The organism is Acidovorax sp. NPDC077693, assembly GCF_044542805.1.
In the GTDB taxonomy this organism is placed as follows: domain Bacteria; phylum Pseudomonadota; class Gammaproteobacteria; order Burkholderiales; family Burkholderiaceae_C; genus Acidovorax.
The window spans coordinates 251,730-271,355 of record NZ_JBITVD010000010.1 but is presented as its reverse complement, the minus strand read 5'-3'; the positions used below and the strand labels follow the sequence as shown (position 1 = coordinate 271,355).

13 protein-coding genes, 1 tRNA gene and 1 pseudogene are annotated in these 19,626 nt (G+C 65.2%); 11 read left to right on the top strand and 4 right to left on the bottom strand.

Annotation, left to right across the window (positions count from 1 at the left end; genetic code table 11):
• The first annotated feature begins 11 nt into the window (after nucleotides 1–11).
• From rpoC to ACIGHN_RS16230, 7 genes are all read left to right on the top strand, one after another.
• Entirely contained in the window at nucleotides 12–4,250 is a 4,239-nt protein-coding gene (rpoC, locus tag ACIGHN_RS16260; protein WP_056410076.1) for a DNA-directed RNA polymerase subunit beta', read from the top strand.
• Between the two features lie 193 nt (nucleotides 4,251–4,443).
• On the top strand, nucleotides 4,444–5,124 hold the full coding sequence (locus tag ACIGHN_RS16255) for a LemA family protein (protein WP_396505180.1): 681 nt from the start codon (nucleotides 4,444–4,446) through the stop codon (nucleotides 5,122–5,124).
• A gap of 25 nt (nucleotides 5,125–5,149) precedes the next feature.
• The gene (gene rsmB, locus ACIGHN_RS16250; RefSeq protein ID WP_396505179.1) at nucleotides 5,150–6,610 is read left to right on the top strand and encodes a 16S rRNA (cytosine(967)-C(5))-methyltransferase RsmB; all 1,461 of its coding nucleotides are present in this window, start codon (nucleotides 5,150–5,152) and stop codon (nucleotides 6,608–6,610) included.
• A gap of 43 nt (nucleotides 6,611–6,653) precedes the next feature.
• The gene (locus ACIGHN_RS16245) at nucleotides 6,654–7,232 is read left to right on the top strand and encodes a DUF4390 domain-containing protein (RefSeq protein ID WP_396505178.1); all 579 of its coding nucleotides are present in this window, start codon (nucleotides 6,654–6,656) and stop codon (nucleotides 7,230–7,232) included.
• Nucleotides 7,229–9,523: an ATP-binding protein gene (locus ACIGHN_RS16240; protein ID WP_396505177.1), complete on the top strand. Its 2,295-nt coding sequence runs from the start codon at nucleotides 7,229–7,231 to the stop codon at nucleotides 9,521–9,523. The genes ACIGHN_RS16245 and ACIGHN_RS16240 overlap by 4 nt, the downstream gene beginning before the upstream one ends.
• A gap of 41 nt (nucleotides 9,524–9,564) precedes the next feature.
• Nucleotides 9,565–10,248 (top strand): response regulator, encoded by a 684-nt coding sequence (locus ACIGHN_RS16235; protein ID WP_056422728.1) that lies wholly within the window; start codon nucleotides 9,565–9,567, stop codon nucleotides 10,246–10,248.
• A gap of 71 nt (nucleotides 10,249–10,319) precedes the next feature.
• Nucleotides 10,320–10,395 (top strand) — tRNA-Phe (locus ACIGHN_RS16230).
• A gap of 68 nt (nucleotides 10,396–10,463) precedes the next feature.
• Here the strand turns inward: ACIGHN_RS16230 and ACIGHN_RS16225 are convergent.
• On the bottom strand, nucleotides 10,464–11,060 hold the full coding sequence (locus ACIGHN_RS16225; protein ID WP_156371989.1) for a hypothetical protein: 597 nt from the start codon (nucleotides 11,058–11,060) through the stop codon (nucleotides 10,464–10,466).
• A 706-nt stretch (nucleotides 11,061–11,766) separates the two neighbouring features.
• On the opposite strand from ACIGHN_RS16225, the gene ACIGHN_RS16220 reads away from it, so the two are divergent.
• Nucleotides 11,767–12,840: a hypothetical protein gene (locus tag ACIGHN_RS16220; protein WP_396505176.1), complete on the top strand. Its 1,074-nt coding sequence runs from the start codon at nucleotides 11,767–11,769 to the stop codon at nucleotides 12,838–12,840.
• A gap of 331 nt (nucleotides 12,841–13,171) precedes the next feature.
• On the opposite strand, the gene ACIGHN_RS16215 is transcribed toward ACIGHN_RS16220, so the two are convergent.
• Complete coding sequence (locus tag ACIGHN_RS16215) at nucleotides 13,172–14,227, bottom strand: AraC family transcriptional regulator (RefSeq protein WP_396505175.1); 1,056 nt, start codon at nucleotides 14,225–14,227, stop codon at nucleotides 13,172–13,174.
• 293 nt (nucleotides 14,228–14,520) lie between these two features.
• Here ACIGHN_RS16215 and ACIGHN_RS16210 point away from each other — a divergent pair, with 293 nt between their 5' ends.
• The 3 genes from ACIGHN_RS16210 to ACIGHN_RS16200 are packed head-to-tail and all read left to right on the top strand — an operon-like array spanning nucleotide 14,521 to nucleotide 18,199.
• Complete coding sequence (locus ACIGHN_RS16210) at nucleotides 14,521–15,321, top strand: SDR family oxidoreductase (protein ID WP_396505174.1); 801 nt, start codon at nucleotides 14,521–14,523, stop codon at nucleotides 15,319–15,321.
• A gap of 13 nt (nucleotides 15,322–15,334) precedes the next feature.
• On the top strand, nucleotides 15,335–16,906 hold the full coding sequence (locus tag ACIGHN_RS16205) for a flavin-containing monooxygenase (protein WP_396505173.1): 1,572 nt from the start codon (nucleotides 15,335–15,337) through the stop codon (nucleotides 16,904–16,906).
• A 42-nt stretch (nucleotides 16,907–16,948) separates the two neighbouring features.
• Complete coding sequence (locus tag ACIGHN_RS16200; RefSeq protein ID WP_396505172.1) at nucleotides 16,949–18,199, top strand: dienelactone hydrolase family protein; 1,251 nt, start codon at nucleotides 16,949–16,951, stop codon at nucleotides 18,197–18,199.
• Between the two features lie 97 nt (nucleotides 18,200–18,296).
• On the opposite strand, the pseudogene ACIGHN_RS16195 reads toward ACIGHN_RS16200, so the two are convergent.
• Together ACIGHN_RS16195 and ACIGHN_RS16190 are read right to left on the bottom strand one after the other, a co-directional pair.
• Nucleotides 18,297–18,624, bottom strand: a pseudogene (locus ACIGHN_RS16195) (tripartite tricarboxylate transporter permease); the annotation flags it as partial.
• 169 nt (nucleotides 18,625–18,793) lie between these two features.
• Nucleotides 18,794–19,537 (bottom strand): TerC family protein, encoded by a 744-nt coding sequence (locus ACIGHN_RS16190; RefSeq protein WP_056410047.1) that lies wholly within the window; start codon nucleotides 19,535–19,537, stop codon nucleotides 18,794–18,796.
• Between the last annotated feature and the right edge of the window lie 89 nt (nucleotides 19,538–19,626).

Here is a 19,626-nt window from a genome sequence, read left to right as displayed (position 1 = left end):
AAAGAGTCACTATGAAATCGCTACTCGACCTGTTCAAGCAATTCACGCCGGATGAGCACTTCGATGCCATCCGCATCGGCATGGCTTCGCCCGAAAAGATCCGCTCGTGGTCTTTCGGCGAAGTGAAGAAGCCCGAGACCATCAACTACCGCACGTTCAAGCCCGAGCGCGACGGTCTGTTCTGCGCCAAGATCTTCGGCCCCATCAAGGACTATGAGTGCCTGTGCGGCAAGTACAAGCGCCTCAAGCACCGCGGCGTGATCTGCGAGAAGTGCGGCGTTGAAGTCACGCAGACCAAGGTGCGCCGCGAGCGCATGGGTCACATCGACCTGGCCGCGCCCTGCGCGCACATCTGGTTCCTGAAGTCGCTGCCATCGCGCCTGGGCCTGGTGCTCGACATGACGCTGCGCGACATCGAACGCGTGCTGTACTTTGAAGCCTACGTGGTGACCGACCCAGGCATGACCCCGCTGAAGAAGTTCAGCATCATGTCCGAGGACGACTACGACGCCAAGCGCAAGGAATACGGCGACGAGTTCATCGCCAAGATGGGCGCCGAAGGTATCAAGGACCTGCTGGAATCCATCGACATCGACCTGTCGATCGAACGCCTGCGCGGCGACCTGACCGGCTCCGAAGTCAAGGTCAAGAAGAACGCCAAGCGCCTGAAGGTGCTGGAAGCCTTCAAGAAGTCGGGCATCAAGCCCGAGTGGATGGTGCTCGAAGTGCTGCCCGTGCTGCCACCGGACCTGCGTCCGCTGGTGCCGCTCGATGGCGGCCGCTTCGCCACGTCCGACCTGAACGATCTGTACCGCCGCGTCATCAACCGCAACTCGCGCCTGCGCCGCCTGCTGGAGCTGAAGGCCCCTGAAATCATCGCCCGCAACGAAAAGCGGATGCTGCAGGAAGCCGTCGACTCGCTGCTGGACAACGGCCGCCGTGGCAAGGCCATGACGGGCGCCAACAAGCGCGCGCTGAAGTCGCTGGCCGACATGATCAAGGGCAAGTCGGGCCGTTTCCGCCAGAACTTGCTGGGCAAGCGGGTGGACTACTCGGGCCGTTCCGTGATCACCGTGGGTCCGACGCTCAAGCTGCACCAGTGCGGCCTGCCCAAGCTGATGGCTCTGGAGCTGTTCAAGCCCTTCATCTTCTCGCGCCTGGAAGCCATGGGCATCGCGACGACGATCAAGGCTGCCAAGAAGGAAGTCGAATCCGGCACGCCGGTGGTGTGGGACATCCTGGAAGAGGTCATCAAGGAACACCCCGTGATGCTCAACCGTGCGCCTACGCTGCACCGTCTGGGCATCCAGGCCTTCGAGCCCATCCTGATCGAAGGCAAGGCCATCCAGCTGCACCCCCTCGTCTGCGCGGCCTTCAACGCCGACTTCGACGGTGACCAGATGGCCGTCCACGTACCGCTGTCGGTGGAAGCGCAGATGGAGGCCCGCACGCTGATGCTGGCCTCCAACAACGTGCTGTTCCCCGCATCGGGCGAACCCTCCATCGTTCCTTCGCAGGACGTGGTGCTGGGCCTGTACTACGCCACCCGTGACCGCATCAACGGCAAGGGCGAAGGCCTGGTGTTCGCCGATACCGGTGAAGTGCAGCGTGCTCTGGACGCCGGCGAAGTCGAACTCGCCGCCAAGATCACGGTGCGCATGACCGAGTGGACCAAGAACAAGGAAACGGGCGAATTCGTTCCGTCCACCTCGCTCGTGGAGACCACCGCCGGCCGTGCACTGCTGTCCGAGATTCTTCCGAAGGGCCTGCCGTTCTCCAACATGAACAAGGCGCTCAAGAAGAAGGAAATCTCGCGCCTGATCAACGTGTCCTTCCGCAAGTGCGGCCTGAAGGAAACGGTCGTGTTCGCCGACAAGCTGCTGCAAAACGGCTTCCGTCTGGCCACGCGCGCCGGTATCTCGATCGCCATCGATGACATGCTGGTGCCTCCACAGAAGGCCGGCATCATCGAGCGTTCCGAGAAGGAAGTGAAGGAGATCGAACAGCAGTACGTGTCCGGTCTGGTCACCTCCGGCGAGCGCTACAACAAGGTGGTGGACATCTGGGGCAAGGCCGGCGACGAAGTGTCCAAGGTGATGATGGCCCAGCTGTCCAAGCAGAAGGTCATGGACCGCCACGGCAAGGAAGTGGACCAGGAGTCCTTCAACTCCATCTACATGATGGCCGACTCGGGCGCCCGTGGTTCTGCGGCGCAGATTCGCCAGGTGGCCGGTATGCGGGGCCTGATGGCCAAGCCTGACGGCTCGATCATCGAGACGCCCATCACCGCGAACTTCCGCGAAGGTCTGAACGTGCTGGAGTACTTCATCTCCACCCACGGTGCCCGTAAGGGTCTGGCCGACACGGCGCTGAAGACCGCCAACTCGGGTTACCTGACCCGCCGTCTGGTGGACGTGACGCAGGATCTGGTGGTGACCGAAGAGGATTGCGGCACTTCCAATGGTTCGCTGATGCGCGCCATCGTCGAAGGCGGTGAAGTGATCGAATCGCTGCGCGACCGTATCCTGGGCCGCACCGCGGCCGAGGACGTGCTGCACCCCGAGAACCGCTCGGTGCTGGTGCCTGCCGGCGTGATGCTGGAAGAAGACCTCATCGAAGAGATGGAAGCCGCTGGTGTGGACGAGGTGAAGGTGCGCACGGCACTGACCTGCGAAACCCGCTACGGCCTGTGCGCCAAGTGCTACGGACGCGACCTGGGCCGCGGCGGCCTGATCAACCTCGGCGAAGCCGTGGGTGTGATCGCTGCCCAGTCCATCGGCGAGCCCGGCACGCAGCTGACCATGCGTACGTTCCACATCGGTGGTGCCGCTTCGCGTGCAGCCATCGCGTCGAGCGTGGAAGCCAAGTCCAATGGCGTGATCGGCTTCAACGCCACGATGCGCTACGTGAGCAACACCAAGGGCGAGCTGGTCGTCATTGCACGTTCGGGTGAGATCATCATCCACGACGAGCATGGCCGCGAGCGCGAACGCCACAAGGTGCCTTACGGCGCGACGCTGACGGTGAAGGCCGACCAGACCATCAAGGCTGGCACCATCCTCGCCAACTGGGATCCGCTGACGCGCCCCATCATCACCGAGTTCGCCGGCCAGACCAAGTTCGAGAACGTCGAAGAAGGCCTCACGGTGGCCAAGCAGGTCGACGAAGTGACCGGCCTTTCCACGCTGGTGGTGATCGACCCCAAGCGCCGCGGCGCTGCCAAGGTCGTTCGTCCACAGGTGAAGCTGATCGACGCGCAAGGCAACGAAGTGAAGATCCCTGGCACCGACCACTCGGTGACCATCGGCTTCCAGGTGGGCGCGCTGATCCAGGTGCGCGACGGCCAGGACGTGGGCCCCGGCGAAGTGCTGGCCCGTATCCCGGTCGAAGGTCAGAAGACCCGCGACATTACCGGCGGTCTGCCCCGCGTGGCCGAGCTGTTCGAAGCCCGTACTCCGAAGGACAAGGGCACGCTGGCCGAAATGACCGGTACCGTGTCGTTCGGCAAGGAAACCAAGGGCAAGGTCCGCCTGCAGATCACCGATCCTGAAGGCCACGTGTTCGAAGAACTCGTGCCCAAGGAAAAGAACATCCTGGTGCACGAAGGCCAGGTGGTGAACAAGGGCGAATCGATTGTGGACGGCCCCGCCGATCCGCAAGACATCCTGCGCCTGCTGGGCATCGAAGAGCTGTCGCGCTACATCGTGGACGAAGTGCAGGACGTGTACCGCTTGCAGGGCGTGAAGATCAACGACAAGCACATCGAGGTGATCGTTCGCCAGATGCTGCGCCGCGTCGTGGTCGAGAACGTCGGCGAGTCGAACTACATTGCCGGTGAACAGGTCGAGCGCTCCGAGATCCTGAACACCAACGATGCACTGCACTCCGAAGGCAAGATCGCCGCGACCTACAGCAACCTGCTGCTGGGTATCACGAAGGCATCGCTGTCCACCGACTCGTTCATCTCGGCGGCTTCCTTCCAGGAAACCACCCGCGTGCTCACCGAGGCTGCCATCATGGGCAAGCGCGACGAGCTGCGTGGCCTGAAGGAAAACGTGATCGTGGGTCGCCTGATCCCTGCCGGTACCGGCATGGCTTACCACCAGGCACGCAAGGCCAAGGACGCCATGGACGACGCAGAGCGCCGTGCCATCGCCGACGCTGAAGCGGCAGAAATGGAAGCCCAGGCGGATACGGCGGACGTCGAAGGCGGCGCCACGGTGTCTGCCAGCGACAACACGGCCGACTAAGGCAACGCCCGAACAGGTCTGCGCCATGCGCGAGGGACTTGTTCGCCGCTGCCCCGAGCCCCCGGGCCGTCATTGAAGCGCTCCCGTCCTGTCCCAGGCAGGCCGGGAGCGTTTTTCATGGTGCCTCTTTTTCCGTTCATCTCTTCTTCGGGCCGTGCGCGCCACGTGGGCGCCGCCGGCAGATGTGCATTGCATGTGGTCATCGCCTCTTTTCTGGATCGTCTTTGCCATCGCACTGTTCTGGGCGCTGGGGGCCTACAACCGGCTGATGCGGTTGCGCTCGGCCGTCGTGCAGTCGTTCGGCAGTTTTGACGCGCACATGGTGCGCCTGATGGCGCTGCTGGGTGAGTTTCATGCGTCCTGCGCCGTGCAGCGCGACGGGGCGATGCCGCCGCCGGCAGACCAGGAGATCGCAGCGCTGCAGGGCGCCACCACCCAGCTGAGTGCGTCGCTGGCCGTGGCCCGTGCCCGGCCCTTGCGTGCCGATGCGATGGCAGCGCTGGCTGCTGCGCGCGATGTGCTGCATGCCAGCTGGCCCGGCGCGCTGCGCAAGGCACAGGAAGCCGCGGCCGCTGCACAGCCGGCTCCCGCCCCGTCGGCGGCACAGGCGGCCGAAGAGCCGGTGGCGGTGGCGGTGGCGGTGGCGACCACAGCCACACCGGCCGAAGAGGAGGGGGAAGAGGGCGCGGCCCCGCTGGCCGAGGTACCGCCCGCGTTGTTCTGGCCGGTGCGCTGGAACGACCACATACAGCAGAACGAACAGGCCATCGCCGTCTTCAACGACGCAGTGGTCCAGTACAACGAAGCCATCGCCCAGTTCCCGGCCAACCTGCTGGCCTGGGCGTTCGGCTTCAAGGCGGCGCGTGGGCTGTAGCCCCTGACCGCAAGGACCCAACATGATGAGCCCCTCACATTCCCACGGCGGTGCGCCCCGTGCCCCGCGGCGCCCGCAGGGTGCAGGCCCTGCGCCCGCTGGCCACCGCAACAGCGCGCCATCGGCCGGCCACCAACCGCCGCCGCAGCAGCAGCCCGTGGCGCTGTGGCAGCAACTGCTGGCCGTGGCCGCCGCGCTGCAGGCCATTCGGTCCGGCCAGTCCGGCACAGCGGCGCTGGCGGCGGTGGACGCGGCCCTGCGCCCCGGCGTGCAGGCGCTGCTGTTCCAGGTGCTGCGCCAGGCCGGGCGCGCCGAAGCGCTGCGCCGGGCCATGGTGCCGCGCACGCCGCCCCCGGCCGCAGACGCCTTGCTCTGCACCGCCCTGGCGCTGTGCTGGAACCCGCAGGAATCTCCCTACGAGCCCTTCACCCTGGTGAACCAGTCGGTCGAGGCCGCCAAGCGCCACACCGCCACGCGCGCACAGGCGTCCTTCATCAACGGCTGCCTGCGCAGATTCCTGCGCGAGCAAGCCGCGCTGGTACAAGGCACCGACGCCGATCCGCTGGCGCGCTGGAACCACCCCGCCTGGTGGATAGCGCGCTTGCGCAAGGACCACCCCGCGCACTGGGAGCAGATCCTGCAGGCCAACAACACCCACGCGCCCATGACGCTGCGGGTCAATGCACAAAAAAGCACGCTACCGCTCTACCAGCAAGCGCTAAGCGCTATTAATTTGGAAGCAAAGCCGGTGGGCCCGTCAGGGCTGGAGCTGCGCCAGCCCGTGCCGGTGCAGGCCTTGCCGGGCTTTGGCGACGGCCAGGTGTCCGTGCAGGACGCGGCTGCCCAGCTGGCGGCGCCTCTGTTGCTGAACGGGCTGGACCTGTCTCAGCCCCTGCGGGTGCTGGACGCCTGCGCCGCCCCGGGCGGCAAGACCGCCCACCTGCTGGAAATGGCCGGTGCCGGTGCGCCCCTGCAGGTGACCGCGCTGGAGATCGACCCGGTGCGCAGCGCGCGCATTGGTGAAACCCTGCAGCGGCTGGGACTGCAGGCAAACGTGCTGGTGGCCGATGCCGCGCGCCCCGAGGGCTGGTGGCAGCAGCACTGCGGCGGCGCGCTTTTCGATGCCATCTTGCTGGATGCGCCCTGCACGGCGTCGGGCATCGTGCGGCGCCATCCCGATGTGCGCTGGCTGCGCCGCGAGAGCGACATCGCCCAGCTGGCGGTGCTGCAGGCGCAGCTGCTGGCGGCCTTGTGGCCGCTGGTGCGCCCTGGCGGGCGGCTGCTGTACTGCACCTGTTCCGTGTTCCGCGCCGAGGGAGACGGGCAGGTTCAAACGTTTCTTGCGCACAACACCGATGCGCAATTGCTGCCGTCGCCCGGGCATTTAATTCCCGGTAATGGGGACAAGGCCGGGGCTGTCCCGGACAATCAGTTCGGTGACCACGACGGATTTTTTTACGCACTGTTGCAGAAATCGCCGCAATGAGCCTCCACGGGCCCATTGGCACCTGCTGTGTGGCTGGATCCTGGTGCTGTGGGGCTGCCTTTTCCTCGCATCCACCGCGCTGGCGGCCTCATCCTCCGTCCCCGAAGTGGGCGACCTGCGGATCGACCGCACCGAAGACGGCCTGTACCTGAGCGCCAACCTGCAGGTCGCGTTGCCCGAGCTGGCCGAGGATGCCCTCTACAAAGGCATCCCCATGTACTTTGTGGCCGAGGCCCAGGTCACCCGCGACCGCTGGTACTGGTACGACCGCCAAGTGGCAGAAACCAGCCGCTATCTGCGCCTAAGTTACCAGCCCCTGACCCGCCGGTGGCGGCTGAACATTTCCCCCGTCCCCTTCACCAACAGCGGGCTGGGCGTGGTGCTGGGCCAGACGTTTGACGAATATGAAGATGCGATGGCCGCCATACAGCGCTTTTCAAGGTGGAAGATCGCCGATGGCGACGTCATGGATGCCGACGCGGTCCACACCGTCCACTTCCGGTTCCGGCTCGACACCTCTCAACTCCCTCGGCCCTTCCAGATCGGTGCCGTAGGCCGCACGGGCTGGAACCTGCTGGTGTCGCGCAGCCAGCGCATCGGCGCTCCCGAGCCCGCCAAGTGAGTTCCGAACCCTCCAGCCCGTCCCCCTCCGCCTCTGCCCACGCGGCGGCCCGCCAGTCCCGCGCTGTGCGTTGGGCGGTGGGGGTGGGCGCGGCCATCATGTCGGCCATCGGGCTGGTACTGCTGTTCCTGCTCACGCTGGCCACCAATAACCGCGCCCTGTACGAGCGCAACTACGCCTGGCTCTTCGGGGTGAACGTGCTGGTGGCGCTGCTGCTGCTGGCGGTGCTGGCCTGGGTGGCGGTGCGCCTGGCCATGCGGCTGCGCAAGGGGCGCTTCGGCAGCCGGCTGCTGGTCAAGCTGGCCGCCATCTTTGCGCTGGTGGGCCTCATGCCGGGGCTGCTGATCTACGTGGTGTCCTACCAGTTCGTCACCCGCTCGATCGAAAGCTGGTTCGACGTGAAGGTCGAGGGCGCGCTGTCCGCCGGGGTCAACCTGGCCCGGGTGTCCCTCGATTCGCTGGCCGCCGACATGGCCTCCAAAACCCGCAACGCCGCGGCCCAGGTGGCCCAGGTGCCCGACGCCGCGGCCGGGCTGGTCCTGGAGCGCATCCGCGACCAGTTGGGTGCCAGCGACGTCGTGCTCTGGAACGCGGCGGGCCAGGCGGTGGCCAGCGCCGGCCAGTCCCGCTTCAGCCTCAACCCCGAGCGCCCCAGCGTGTCGCTGCTGCGCACCGTGCGCCAGCAGCGCGCCAGCGCCCTGATCGAGGGGCTGGACGATGTCTCCGACCCCGCCGCCGCGCAGAACGCGCGGGTGAAGGTGCTGGCACTCGTCAGCAACCCCAGCGTGGGCCTGCTGGCCGAGCCGCGCTACCTGCAGGCCACATTGCCGCTGCCAGCCGCGCTGGTAGCCAATGCCATCGCCGTGCAGGAGGCCAACCGCGAGTACCAGGAACGAGCCCTGTCCCGCGGCGGCCTGCGGCGCATGTACGTCGGCACGCTCACACTGAGCCTGTTTCTGGCCGTGTTCGGCGCGGTGCTGCTGGCCGTGCTGCTGGGCAACCAGTTGGTGCGGCCCCTCTTGGTGCTGGCCGAAGGCGTTCGCGAAGTGGCGGCAGGCAACCTGAGCCCCAAGGCCGCGCTGCAGGGCAAGGACGAACTGGGCGGCCTGACGCGGTCGTTCGCGCTCATGACGCAGCAGCTGGCCGACGCCCGCCAGGCGGTGGAGCTGAGCATGGGCGAGGTCGATGCCGCGCGCGCCAACCTGCAGACCATCCTCGACAACCTCACCGCCGGCGTCATCGTGCTGGACGAGCGCGGCGTGATCCGCTCGTCCAACCCCGGCGCCACCCGCATCCTGCGCGCGCCCATGGCCGCCTACGAAGGGCGGGCGCTGGCAGAAGTGCCCGGCTTGTCCGAGTTCGCGGCGTCCGTGCAGGGCCACTTCGACGCCTTCCTGGGCGACAACGAACGCCACGGGCTGGATCATTGGCAGCAACCCTTCGAGCTGCATGCGTCGTCCACCGGCGTGGGGCAGCACGCCACCAGCCTGGTCGCGCGGGGCGCAGAACTGCCCGATTCCGCTCGACTGTTGGTTTTTGACGACATTTCAGAGATTGTTTCTGCACAGCGTGCGCAGGCCTGGGGCGAGGTGGCGCGCCGCCTCGCACACGAAATCAAGAACCCCCTGACACCCATCCAGTTGTCGGCCGAACGCCTGGAAATGAAGCTCGCCGGCAAGCTGCCGGCACCCGAACAGGCCGTGCTGACCAAGTCCGTCAAGACCATCGTCGACCAGGTCGACGCGATGAAGCGGCTGGTCAACGAGTTTCGCGACTACGCCCGCCTGCCCGCCGCGGAATTGCAGCTGCTGGACATCAATGCGCTGGTCACCGACGTGCTGAACCTCTACGGCGAAGAGAACGCCACGGTCCGCGTGGAAGCCGAGCTGGACCCGCGTTGCCCCTCGATAGCGGGCGATGCCCAGCAGCTGCGCCAGGTCGTCCACAACCTCCTGCAAAACGCCCAGGACTCTACCGAGCAAGCGCGCGCCACAGCCACCGAGCCGCTGCCGCCCGTGCGCATCAGCACCCGCTGGAGTGAGTCTTCACGCCGCGTGCGGCTCACAGTGGCAGACAGTGGCGGCGGCTTTCCGGCGCACATCCTGCAACGCGCTTTCGAGCCCTATGTCACCACCAAGCCACGCGGCACCGGCCTGGGTCTGGCCGTGGTCAAAAAGATCGCCGACGAGCACGGCGCACGCATCGACCTGTCCAACCGCACCGAAGATGGCGTGGTGCGCGGGGCCCAAGTGTCGTTATCATTCGCCCCTGAACCAGCGTTGGCGGCATAACAACACCGCCCCGCAGTACTTCCCAAGGCGTTTCTACACACATGGCAAACATTCTGGTGGTCGACGATGAGCTCGGCATTCGTGATCTGCTGTCGGAAATCCTGAACGACGAAGGTCACAGCGTAGACCTTGCAGAAAACGCCACCCAGGCGCGCAGCGCCCGGGCCGGGAACAGCTACGACCTGGTGCTGCTCGACATCTGGATGCCCGACACCGATGGCGTCTCCCTGCTCAAGGAATGGGCCACCGCCGGCGTGCTGACCATGCCCGTGATCATGATGAGCGGCCACGCCACCATCGACACCGCGGTCGAAGCCACCCGCATCGGCGCCTTCTCCTTCCTGGAAAAGCCCATCACCCTGCAAAAGCTGCTCAAGGCAGTAGAGCAGGGCCTGGCCCGCAACGCCGCCCACCAGGCCGCACCTGCCGCCGCCGCCCAGGCACCCGTCCAGCCCCCGGCCGACCCCACCTTTGCGCAACTGCCTGCCGTGTCGACGGTGATGGCCGGCGTGGACGCCGGCCCCCACGCCCACCAGGGCTTCGACCTCGACCGCCCCCTGCGCGAAGCGCGCGACGGCTTTGAGAAGGCCTACTTCGAATTCCACCTGGCCCGCGAAGGCGGCTCCATGACCCGCGTGGCCGAAAAGACCGGCCTGGAACGCACCCACCTGTACCGCAAACTGCGCCAGCTGGGCGTGGACCTGGGCCGCGGCAAGCGCGGTTGATCTTCAGGCATCGTCAAAAATTTCCGTTCATCGCCAGAAAGCCCTTTTTTCTGGTTATAATTTGAGGCTCAGGCCCGGTAGCTCAGTCGGTAGAGCAGAGGATTGAAAATCCTTGTGTCGGTGGTTCGATTCCGCCCCAGGCCACCAGTCAGCATGCGCCCCAGCGCCCGAAAGGGTTCTGGGGCGCTTCTACATTCAACGTCGGTTTTTACAATTCAGCGGAGCGAGGTTGATTCAACCCACGTTGCATCCGGTGCCACTCCCGGCTGCCATTGGCTTCGGTTCCTTTGCACGATGTATGCGGCGGCTCGCCAGAAGGTATCGACCACAAGGCTGATCGTGGCATGCGACATCAGTTGCGGTCCCTTCAGTTCATGCGCATATCGCCATTGCACGAAAGGCTGTTTCCCAAGGGTTTCAAGAGCCCTTTCAAAAGATTCAAGGCGAATGTCGGGGCCTGTTGAATAGGGTTCTGGGTTTAAGTGACCGAACATCCCTCCGATGAGCGTTTTGTGTGCGGGCGCCACCTTTGACCATAGTGGAGGGATGGCGTGGCCAAAGCTGACTTTTTCCGATGACTCTCCTCGGTCAATAAGGTCCACCATCAAAAAGAACTTCAGAAAAAGCTCGAGTGCGAAGCTGGAGCAAACGACTGCCGGGAAGGTCAAAGCCATTTCCTCACAGCGCTTGCCGTAGTCGCTCACCAGCAGCCCCGCGCGAGCGTAAGCGGTCGCAATTGCGTATAGAGCCTCAGGGTCATATGGATCTTCGCTGGGTACAAAGACCAGCGAAGGGATTGCAGGCACGGACATGGGTAGGTCTCCATCGGGTGGCGACCATTCTGCTGCACTAGCGGAGCGGGCGCACCCGTTCACCCATCCGAGCGTTCGCGTAGTGCTCGGTCATCTCCCGATTCTTTTACGCCAGCAGCTTCTGCGAGTGAGCAAGGTCGCCGGTGTCGGTCGCGGCCTTCGCCCAAATCTCCCGACAAAGACGCGCTAATGGCCTTCCTGGGTCGCTGGTTGATGCGGCCCATGACGGCCGCCAGCTCGCCGGTAATCTCGATGCCCCAGGCGTGCTCCGGTCTTGTTCTGCAGGATCCACAATGCGCCATCCCGAATATCGGTGCGCTTGATCTTAAGCACATCGGTCGGCCGTTGCCCCGTTAGCAAGGCAATATCTATGGCACCTATCACCGTGGGATGCGCGTTGGCCAGTACGCGTTCGCTTCCTCATCAGTGACACAGCGCGAGCGCCCTGTTTGTTCTGTGGTGGGACTCCATCCCTGGCCTAGTTGAAGATGTGCGAGAACAGGGCATTATCGCGATTGGCGCGTACTTTTGCCATTTGGCCGCGGATAAACGAAGCGAATCAGCATGTGTTTGAGCTCTACACATGCGGTAATGACGCCGAGGTCATCCAACTTTGGCCGTGCCATGCGATTTGAAATCACGAGCCCCGAATGATGACATTGCGATGGCTGACGAGGGTTTTTCAATTTGATTCGATGGAGGGGACATGACAAATCAAAAGGCAGGGCGGGCTGATTGGTCCGCGCGTTGGCGCACTCGACTGAGTCAAGCCGAAAGACGTGAGCCAGCGATACTGAGCACCATGCGGAAGGTCGAGGCGGTAACGAGCGGGCTGCCTTGGAAATGGGTAGGTGCGCTGTTTTTTGTAGTCGGCTGCATGCCTTTGCTTGGATACCTGATCTTCGTTGGCTATGTGCCAACTAATTTGCTCGGGCTTTTGGGTTTGGCCGGTATTTCGTCGGTGTGGCTCTTGTTGCTCTGGACCTTGATAACGGTCTTGATGTTCGGCGTTGTGGCGACAGCGGTTGTATATGAGGTAAAGAACCTTAATTGGAGAACCACCCTTCTCGGGCAACTGGGTCCATTCTTCTTGTTGATGGGAATCTTTTTCCGGCCGTTAGGGTTGTGGTTTTCTGTGTTGTGCGCCGTTTGCGGTCTGTGCGCAATAGTCTGGACACTTGCGAGGCTCTGGCGTGAGCAGCCTAGGAGGGAGACAGAGGGCTTCCTCTTGGCAATAGTCGCGTTGCTATTGGGAGGTCCGTTGGTGTCTCTCGGAGTCCTCTTGATTGGGGCACATTCGGCTAGGCTTGGCCTCCTCGGCGACCCCGGGGTTTGGACGATTGCATTATGGTGCGGCGCAACTGTGGTGTTGATATGCGCAAATGCAGCTGTCACCTATGTGCGCGCTGCCCCTGTGGCTGTATTGGCCCTATGTTTTTTCTCGTCAGGGTTGATTGTTATGGCTGTGGCGGGACCCAGGTATGTGACCGCAGTCGTGGCATCTCAAGTCGGTTTGCGACTGCCCGGAACCGTTGAAATTCTGGTTCCGACAAGCACCTGTGCGACCGTAATTGCAGCAGCGAAGCGTCTCGAAAAACTGACCGGCGCAGACCCGCAGCCTATTTGCGAACGCGCGGTGAATACCTTGTCCGTAGAAGTGCAGTTGCGTTGGGGAGACCGATGGCTGATTGCGGCGAAATCGGTCAACGGCACGCCATTGCCCAAACCTGGCGTCAGATTGACTATTCCCGAAAAGGACACGGAACTCATCTTGCCCTAGTCCGCAGCCCACAACGGACACGCAAGGTGACGCAACGTTTCAGGCTTTGCTCTCTTGTGAGGCCTCCGATTGAGCGTCAATCGTATGACCGTACTTTGTCGAATTTGGGGGAACTCTGGGGGAGCACTGTGGTGCTATCAAATAATAGTTTCTAGATTCCGCGCGTGCTTCTGGGCGCCTTCTTGTAGAGCCTAAGCCACCAAATCCGATAAGCCCCAGTTCAATCCAACTGGGCTTTTGCTTTTCTGACCCGACGACGTATTCCCCTGGGTTCGCCGGCCACGTCACATCGACTACTCCCTCGGCGTCGGCCTCCGAATCCCCGGCTCAATCAGTGCCCCCCACACCCCCGCTGCCGCGTATCCGACGGCGTCTCTCCAAACCGCTTGCGGTAGCCCACTGCAAAGTGCCCCAGATGAAAGAACCCATAGCGCGCTGCAATGTCCGCTACGTGCGGGGCGCGGTCTGCGCTGGTGGGCTGCTGCAGTGCGGCGCGGGCGGCATCCAGCCGCAGGTCGCGCAGAAAGGCCATGGGGCTTTTGCCTGTGCATTGGGCAAAGGCCTGCTGCAACGACCGGGCGCTGGTGCCCACGTGGGCGCACACGTCGGCCAGGGTGATGGGCAGCTCCAGTTGGCTGTGCATGAACTCCTGCGCGCGCTTGACGGCACGTGGCAGCACCATGCGACCGGCGCCGGCTGTGGATGCGCCCGCGCCTGCGCCAGCGGCGAGCACTGCCGAATGGTTGTGCTGCGCGGACAGCAGCAGGCTGGTGAGCAGGTGGTTCTCGGCCTGTTCCGCCAGCACCGGGTGCCCCAGCAGGAACGCACTGGTTTCCACCGCCGAACGCAGGTAGGCGATGAAGCTGGCCATGCCCATGAGTGCGGGGTTGGCCAGGTCCATGCCCAGGTCGAACACCAGGGGCTGCTGCACCGGCGCTTGCAGCAGGTCCGACAAGCGGGCGTGCAGCGCGTCGCGCTCAATCTTGACGATGAACTGCGGGCTGTCTTCATGCCAGCGCATGGACAGCGGCTCGGTGGGCGAGGGTACCGAGGCCATCAGCGTGTGCGACTCCACCGTTTGCCCGCCGCAGCGGACCGTGGCGCCGCCGCGCAGCGGTATCTGCAGCAAATAAAAACTGCGCAGGTACCCGGGCTCGATCCGCACCGCAGGGCCGTACTGCACATAGTTCAGGCTGACATGGCGGTGCAGCGGGGCGCTGTGGTGGCATGCGTCCAGCCTGTCGCCGGGGTGCAGGGTGGCCAGGTCGTGCGGGCAGAACACGCGGCCCACGAACTCCCGCGCTTCGTCCAGGTCGTGGCTGTCGAACAGGCGATAGCGCTGCAGCGGTAGCCGGTCGGCGGCGGTGCTCTGCGGGGCGATGTCCATGGTCTTGGCGGCGTGGGCGTGCGTCGGTCGGTCGGTCGGTGGATCGTGTGCTGCATGCAGCCAGTGCGCCACGGCGGCGGTGCGAACGAAATCCTGCGTTTTAGGGATACCGCCTGCGCTTTCCGGATGCGGTCGGGCCGGCTCCTTTTCTATTCTTGTGCAGGCCCCGAGCCCTGCGCAAGAGCGTTACCCCGGGGCATCGGGCGCGACTGTGTCAGCGTGTGAGCGCTGCTGCAGCGCAGCAAAGGCTGCCGGGCGCACTGCCCGGGGCGCAACGCACAGGAGTCACCATCATGGTCCAGGGGTTCGAAGGAATGCGCGGCAAGAGCGCCATCGTGACGGGGGGCGCCACGCTCATCGGGGCCGGGGTGGTGCGCGCACTGCACCAGGCGGGGGTGAGGGTCATGGTGGCCGACATCAACGCAGAAGCCGGGCAGGCATTGGCGGATGAACTGGGTGCCGGCGTGCTGTTTCGGCGCACCGACATCACCAGCGACGCGGAGATCGCCGCCTGCGTGGCCGAAGCTGCAGAGCGCCACGGCGGGGTCCACTACCTGGTGAACCTGGCCTGCTCCTATCTGGACGATGGCATTGCATCGCCGCGGGAGGACTGGCTGGCTTCGCTCAACGTGAACCTGGTCAGCGCGGTGATGGTGCTCAAGGCCGTGCGCCCGCATTTTCAGCGCGCGGGCGGCGGTGCGGTGGTCAACTTCACCAGCATTTCCTCGGGCGTGGCGCAGACCGGGCGCTGGCTCTACCCCGTGGGCAAGGCCGCCATGGTGCAGCTGACGCGCAGCATGGCCATGGACCTGGCGGGAGAAGGTGTGCGCGTGAACAGCGTCTCCCCGGGCTGGACGTGGTCGGCCATCATGGACCAGCTCACCGGCGGCGACCGCGCCAAGACCGACCGCGTGGCCGCGCCGTTTCACCTGCTGCGCCGCGTGGGCGACCCGGCCGAAGTGGCCAACGTGGTGCTGTTCCTGTGCTCGGACCTGGCCAGTTTCGTGACGGGGGCCGACTATGCCTGCGACGGCGGCTACTCGGCCATGGGCCCCGAGTCCTATACCCCCGCCATTCCTCAGCTGATGTCGTGAAGGAGCAGTCGCCATGACCATTCGATCCGTAGGCATCGTCGGTGCCGGCTTTGCTGGCCTGTCCACCGCCAAGGTGCTGCGCGCCTTCGGCTTTGAAGTAACGGTGTTCGAAAAAGAGCCCGACGTGGGCGGCGTGTGGGCCGCGTCGCGCCGCTATCCGGGCCTGACCACGCAGAACCCGCGCACCACCTACGCGCTGTCGGACTTTCCGATGCCGGCGCACTACCCCGAATGGCCGTCGGGCCAGCAGGTGCAGGCCTATCTGCAATCGTATGCAGAGCACTTCGGCCTGGTGCCCCACCTGCGCATGTCCACGGTGGTGGAGCGGGCGGTACTGGATGAAGATGCCGGCACGTGGACGGTGCAAACGCGGCCTGCGCAAAGTCAAGGACAGGGCGATGGCGTGACGCCCATGCAAGCGCAAACGCAAACGCAGACCCACCGCTTCGACTACCTGGTGGTGTGCAATGGCATCTTCAGCGAACCGGCGGTGCCGCACTATCCGGGTGCGGACGCCTTCGTGGCGGGCGGCGGGCGTGTGTGCCATACCAGCCAGTTCAACGACGCGAGCGCTGCACGCGGCAAGCACGTGCTGGTGGTGGGCTACGGCAAGTCGTCGTGCGACGTGGCCAACGCCATTGCGGCCGACAGCGCCAGCACCACAGTGCTCGCGCGCCACCTGATCTGGAAGATCCCGAAGAAGTTCATGAACGTGCTGAACTTCAAGTTCCTGCTGCTCACGCGCATGGGCGAGGCGCTGTTCAAGTACATCGAGCCCAAGGGCTTCGAAAAATTCCTGCATGGTGCGGGCCTGCCGGTGCGCAACTCCATGCTGGGCAGTGTGGAGTCGGTGGTCACCCGGCAGCTGAAGCTGCGCGAGATCGGCCTGCACCCGGGCACACCGCTGGAGACCATCGCCCGCAGCACGGTGAGCCTGGTGACCGACGGCTTTTACGAAAAGGTGGCCGCGGGAGCGCTCGGCGTGCGCAAGGGCGTGACCATCCGCGAGCTGCAGCCCGGCCAGGCGGTACTGAGCAATGGCGAGACGGTGCCGGCCGACATCGTGGTCTGCGGCACCGGCTGGCACCAGCAGGTGCCGTTCTTCGACACTGGCGTGATGCAGCGCATCACCGATGCGCGCGGCAACTTCCGGCTGTACCGCTCCATCCTGCCGGTGGGCATGCCGCGCCTGGCCTTCAATGGCTACAACTCCTCGTTCTTCAGCCAGCTCAACTGCGAGGTGGGTGCGTTGTGGCTGGCCAACCACCTGCGCGGCGGCCTGCAGCTGCCGTCCCAGGCCGACATGAATGCGCAGATCGACCGGCGCCTGGCCTGGATGGAGGAGCGCACCGATGGCAAGCATTCCAAGGGCACCAACATCATCCCGTTCTCGGTGCACAACATCGACGAGCTGCTGCAGGACATGGGCTTGCCGCTCGGCGCCGTCACGCGTTTCAGGCAATGGCTGGAGCCGGTGAACCCCGCCGACTATGCTGTGGTCACCCGGCAGTTGCTGGCCCGGCATGCGGGTGCAGCTGCCGGTGCGCCGCTGGCCGCCCGCGCCGCAGCCGGCACCGGTGTCTGAAAGAATTCGCTCCGACTCTTACCCCACCAAGAAGGACATCCCATGCCAGGACAATGGACCACGCTGGACGCCGCCGACGGCAGCGGCCGCTTTCGCGCCTACCTCGCCACCCCTGCCAGCGGCAGCGGTCCCGGCCTGGTGATTGCGCAGGAGATTTTTGGCGTCAATGCCACCATGCGCGACGTGGCCGACTACTACGCAGAAGAAGGCTATGTGGTGCTGGTGCCGGACCTGTTCTGGCGGCAGGAGCCCGAGGTCGAGCTGGACGCCGCCAGCGACATGCCGCGCGCATTCGCGCTGTACCAGGGCTTCGATGAAGCCAAGGGCGTGGACGACCTGCAAACCGCCATCACCGCCCTGCGCGCGCGGCCAGAGGTCCAGAGCGCGGGCAGCGCGGGCAGCGCGGCCGGCCCGGGCAAGGTCGGTGTGCTGGGCTTTTGCCTGGGCGGCAAGCTCGCCTATCTGGCGGCCTGCCGCACCGACGCCGACGTGGCCGTGGGCTACTACGGCGTGGGCATCGAGGCCGCGCTGGCCGAGGCGCCCGGCATCCGTTGCCGCCTGGTGCTGCACATCGCCGAGCTCGACGGCTTCTGTCCGCCGCCTGCGCGGGACACCATCGTGCAGGCCCTGTCGGGCCGCGAGAACGTGGAGCTGTACGTCTACCCCGGCACCGACCATGCCTTCGCCCGCGTGGGCGGCGACCACTTCCACAAGCCGTCGGCCCTCATGGCGCACCAGCGCAGCGTGGCCGCGCTGCGGCGCGAGATGGGCCCGCACTACGACCTGTCGGCGCTGTGGGACAAGCATTGCGAATACGAGTTCGCCACCCGTGATGTGGACGCCACCATGGCGACCATGGTGGCCGAGCCGTATGTGAACCACATCCCCACCATGACGGGCGGAGTGGGTTACAAGCACCTGCACGACTTCTACACACGCCACTTCGTCAACAGCAACCCGCCGGACACGAGCCTCACCCCGATCTCCCGCACGGTCGGGGCCACGCAGGTGGTCGACGAAATGCTCTTTAGCTTTACCCACACCACCGAGATCCCGTGGATGCTGCCCGGCGTGGCGCCCACGGGCCGGCGTGTGGAGATACCGCTGCTGGCGGTGGTGAAGTTCCGCGGCGACAAGCTCTACCACGAGCACATCTACTGGGACCAGGCCAGCGTGCTGGTGCAGGTCGGCCTGCTCGACCCCGCAGGCCTGCCCGTGGCCGGCGTGGAGACGGCGCGCAAGCTGCTGGACGAGATGTTGCCTTCCAACGCTTTAATGGGCGAGGGCCGCTAGCCTGGGTGTGCCGGTGGCATGGGCTGAGGTGCGGGCTGAGGCAAGGGCTTTGATCTCGCCGCGCGAGAGCAGCAGGGGCCCGCGCAGGTTTTCTTCCGAAGGGCTCGCGGTGCTCGCACTGCTCGACGTTGGCGGTGATTTCCGCAAAGCCGAAGACGCCCATCGCCAGGGCCACGAAGTGGAGGCCGTCGGTGAGTTCCGGCACGCTGAGGGAATAGCGGGCCGTGCCGGAGTTGCCGTCCGTGCCCGCCAGCCCCAGCACCAGGCCCAGAAGGATCATGCCCACGGCTTTCTAGCAGCGAGCCCGGGGCGAGCACGGCCGCACCGACAAGCCCTGGAACCATCAGCGAGAAGTATTCCGCCGGCCCGAACCTGAATGCCAGCTCGGCCATGGGCACTGCGGAGGCGGCCAGCGACATCGTTGAGCCGAGCAGTGCTGGGTACCGGGGCGGGTTCGACAAATAACCCGGCCGGTGTGCCGCGATGGGGCAACGGGGGCTGATTGCCCCACTGCACTGCACTGAACTGCACTGCACTGCACTGCACTGCAACGCAACGCAACGCAACGCTGCGCAGCGCGGCCCGGCCCGGTCGTTACTTCGCGGAGCGCCGCTGCCGCGCCCGGCGCGACACCATGTTGAGCACCTCGACCAGCGCTGAGAACGCCATCGCTGCGTAGATGTAGCCCTTGGGGATCGGCGCGCCAAAGCCTTCCGCGATCAGCGTGGTGCCGATCAGGAGCAGAAAGCCCAGCGCCAGCATCACGATGGTGGGGTTGGCCTGGATGAAGTTGGCCAGCGGCGTGGCGGCGAACAGCATCACGGCGACGGTGACCAGGATCGCGATCACCATGATGGGGATGTGGGGGGTCATGCCCACCGCCGTGATGATGCTGTCGATGGAGAACACCAGATCCAGCATCAGGATCTGCCCGATGGCTGCCGCCGTGGTCAGGCCCGGGCCTTGCGGGGTGAACACGTCGGGGCCGGGGTCGGGGTCCACGCTGTGGTGGATTTCCTTGGTGGCCTTCCAGACCAGGAAGAGGCCCCCGGCGATCAGGATCACGTCGCGCCAGGAGAAGCCTTTGCCGAAGAGCGTGAACACCGTTTCGGTCAGGCCGACGATGAAGGCGATGGTGCCCAGCAACGCCAGCCGCATGACCAGTGCAGCCCCGATGCCGATGTTGCGCGCGCGGGCGCGGTCCTTCTCGGGCAGCTTGTTGGTGAGGATGGAGATGAAGATCAGGTTGTCGATCCCCAGCACCACCTCCATCGCAATGAGGGTGGCCAGGGCGATCCAGGCGGCGGGGTCGGCCGCGAGCGTTTGCAGGTAGTCCATGGTGTGCAGCTGTAGTGAGGGGATACCGGTCGGCTCCAGCCTGCATCGCATCCCTGCTGTGCAGGCGTGCGTGGGCTCCATGGCCGCTC

Coding starts and splice junctions, on each gene's coding strand:
- rpoC (WP_056410076.1), top strand. CDS start 12: ATGAAATCGCTACTCGACCTGTTCAAGCAATTCACGCCGGATGAGCAC.
- ACIGHN_RS16255 (WP_396505180.1), top strand. CDS start 4,444: ATGTGGTCATCGCCTCTTTTCTGGATCGTCTTTGCCATCGCACTGTTC.
- rsmB (WP_396505179.1), top strand. CDS start 5,150: ATGAGCCCCTCACATTCCCACGGCGGTGCGCCCCGTGCCCCGCGGCGC.
- ACIGHN_RS16235 (WP_056422728.1), top strand. CDS start 9,565: ATGGCAAACATTCTGGTGGTCGACGATGAGCTCGGCATTCGTGATCTG.
- ACIGHN_RS16225 (WP_156371989.1), bottom strand. CDS start 11,060: ATGTCCGTGCCTGCAATCCCTTCGCTGGTCTTTGTACCCAGCGAAGAT.
- ACIGHN_RS16220 (WP_396505176.1), top strand. CDS start 11,767: ATGACAAATCAAAAGGCAGGGCGGGCTGATTGGTCCGCGCGTTGGCGC.
- ACIGHN_RS16215 (WP_396505175.1), bottom strand. CDS start 14,227: ATGGACATCGCCCCGCAGAGCACCGCCGCCGACCGGCTACCGCTGCAG.
- ACIGHN_RS16210 (WP_396505174.1), top strand. CDS start 14,521: ATGGTCCAGGGGTTCGAAGGAATGCGCGGCAAGAGCGCCATCGTGACG.
- ACIGHN_RS16205 (WP_396505173.1), top strand. CDS start 15,335: ATGACCATTCGATCCGTAGGCATCGTCGGTGCCGGCTTTGCTGGCCTG.
- ACIGHN_RS16200 (WP_396505172.1), top strand. CDS start 16,949: ATGCCAGGACAATGGACCACGCTGGACGCCGCCGACGGCAGCGGCCGC.
- ACIGHN_RS16190 (WP_056410047.1), bottom strand. CDS start 19,537: ATGGACTACCTGCAAACGCTCGCGGCCGACCCCGCCGCCTGGATCGCC.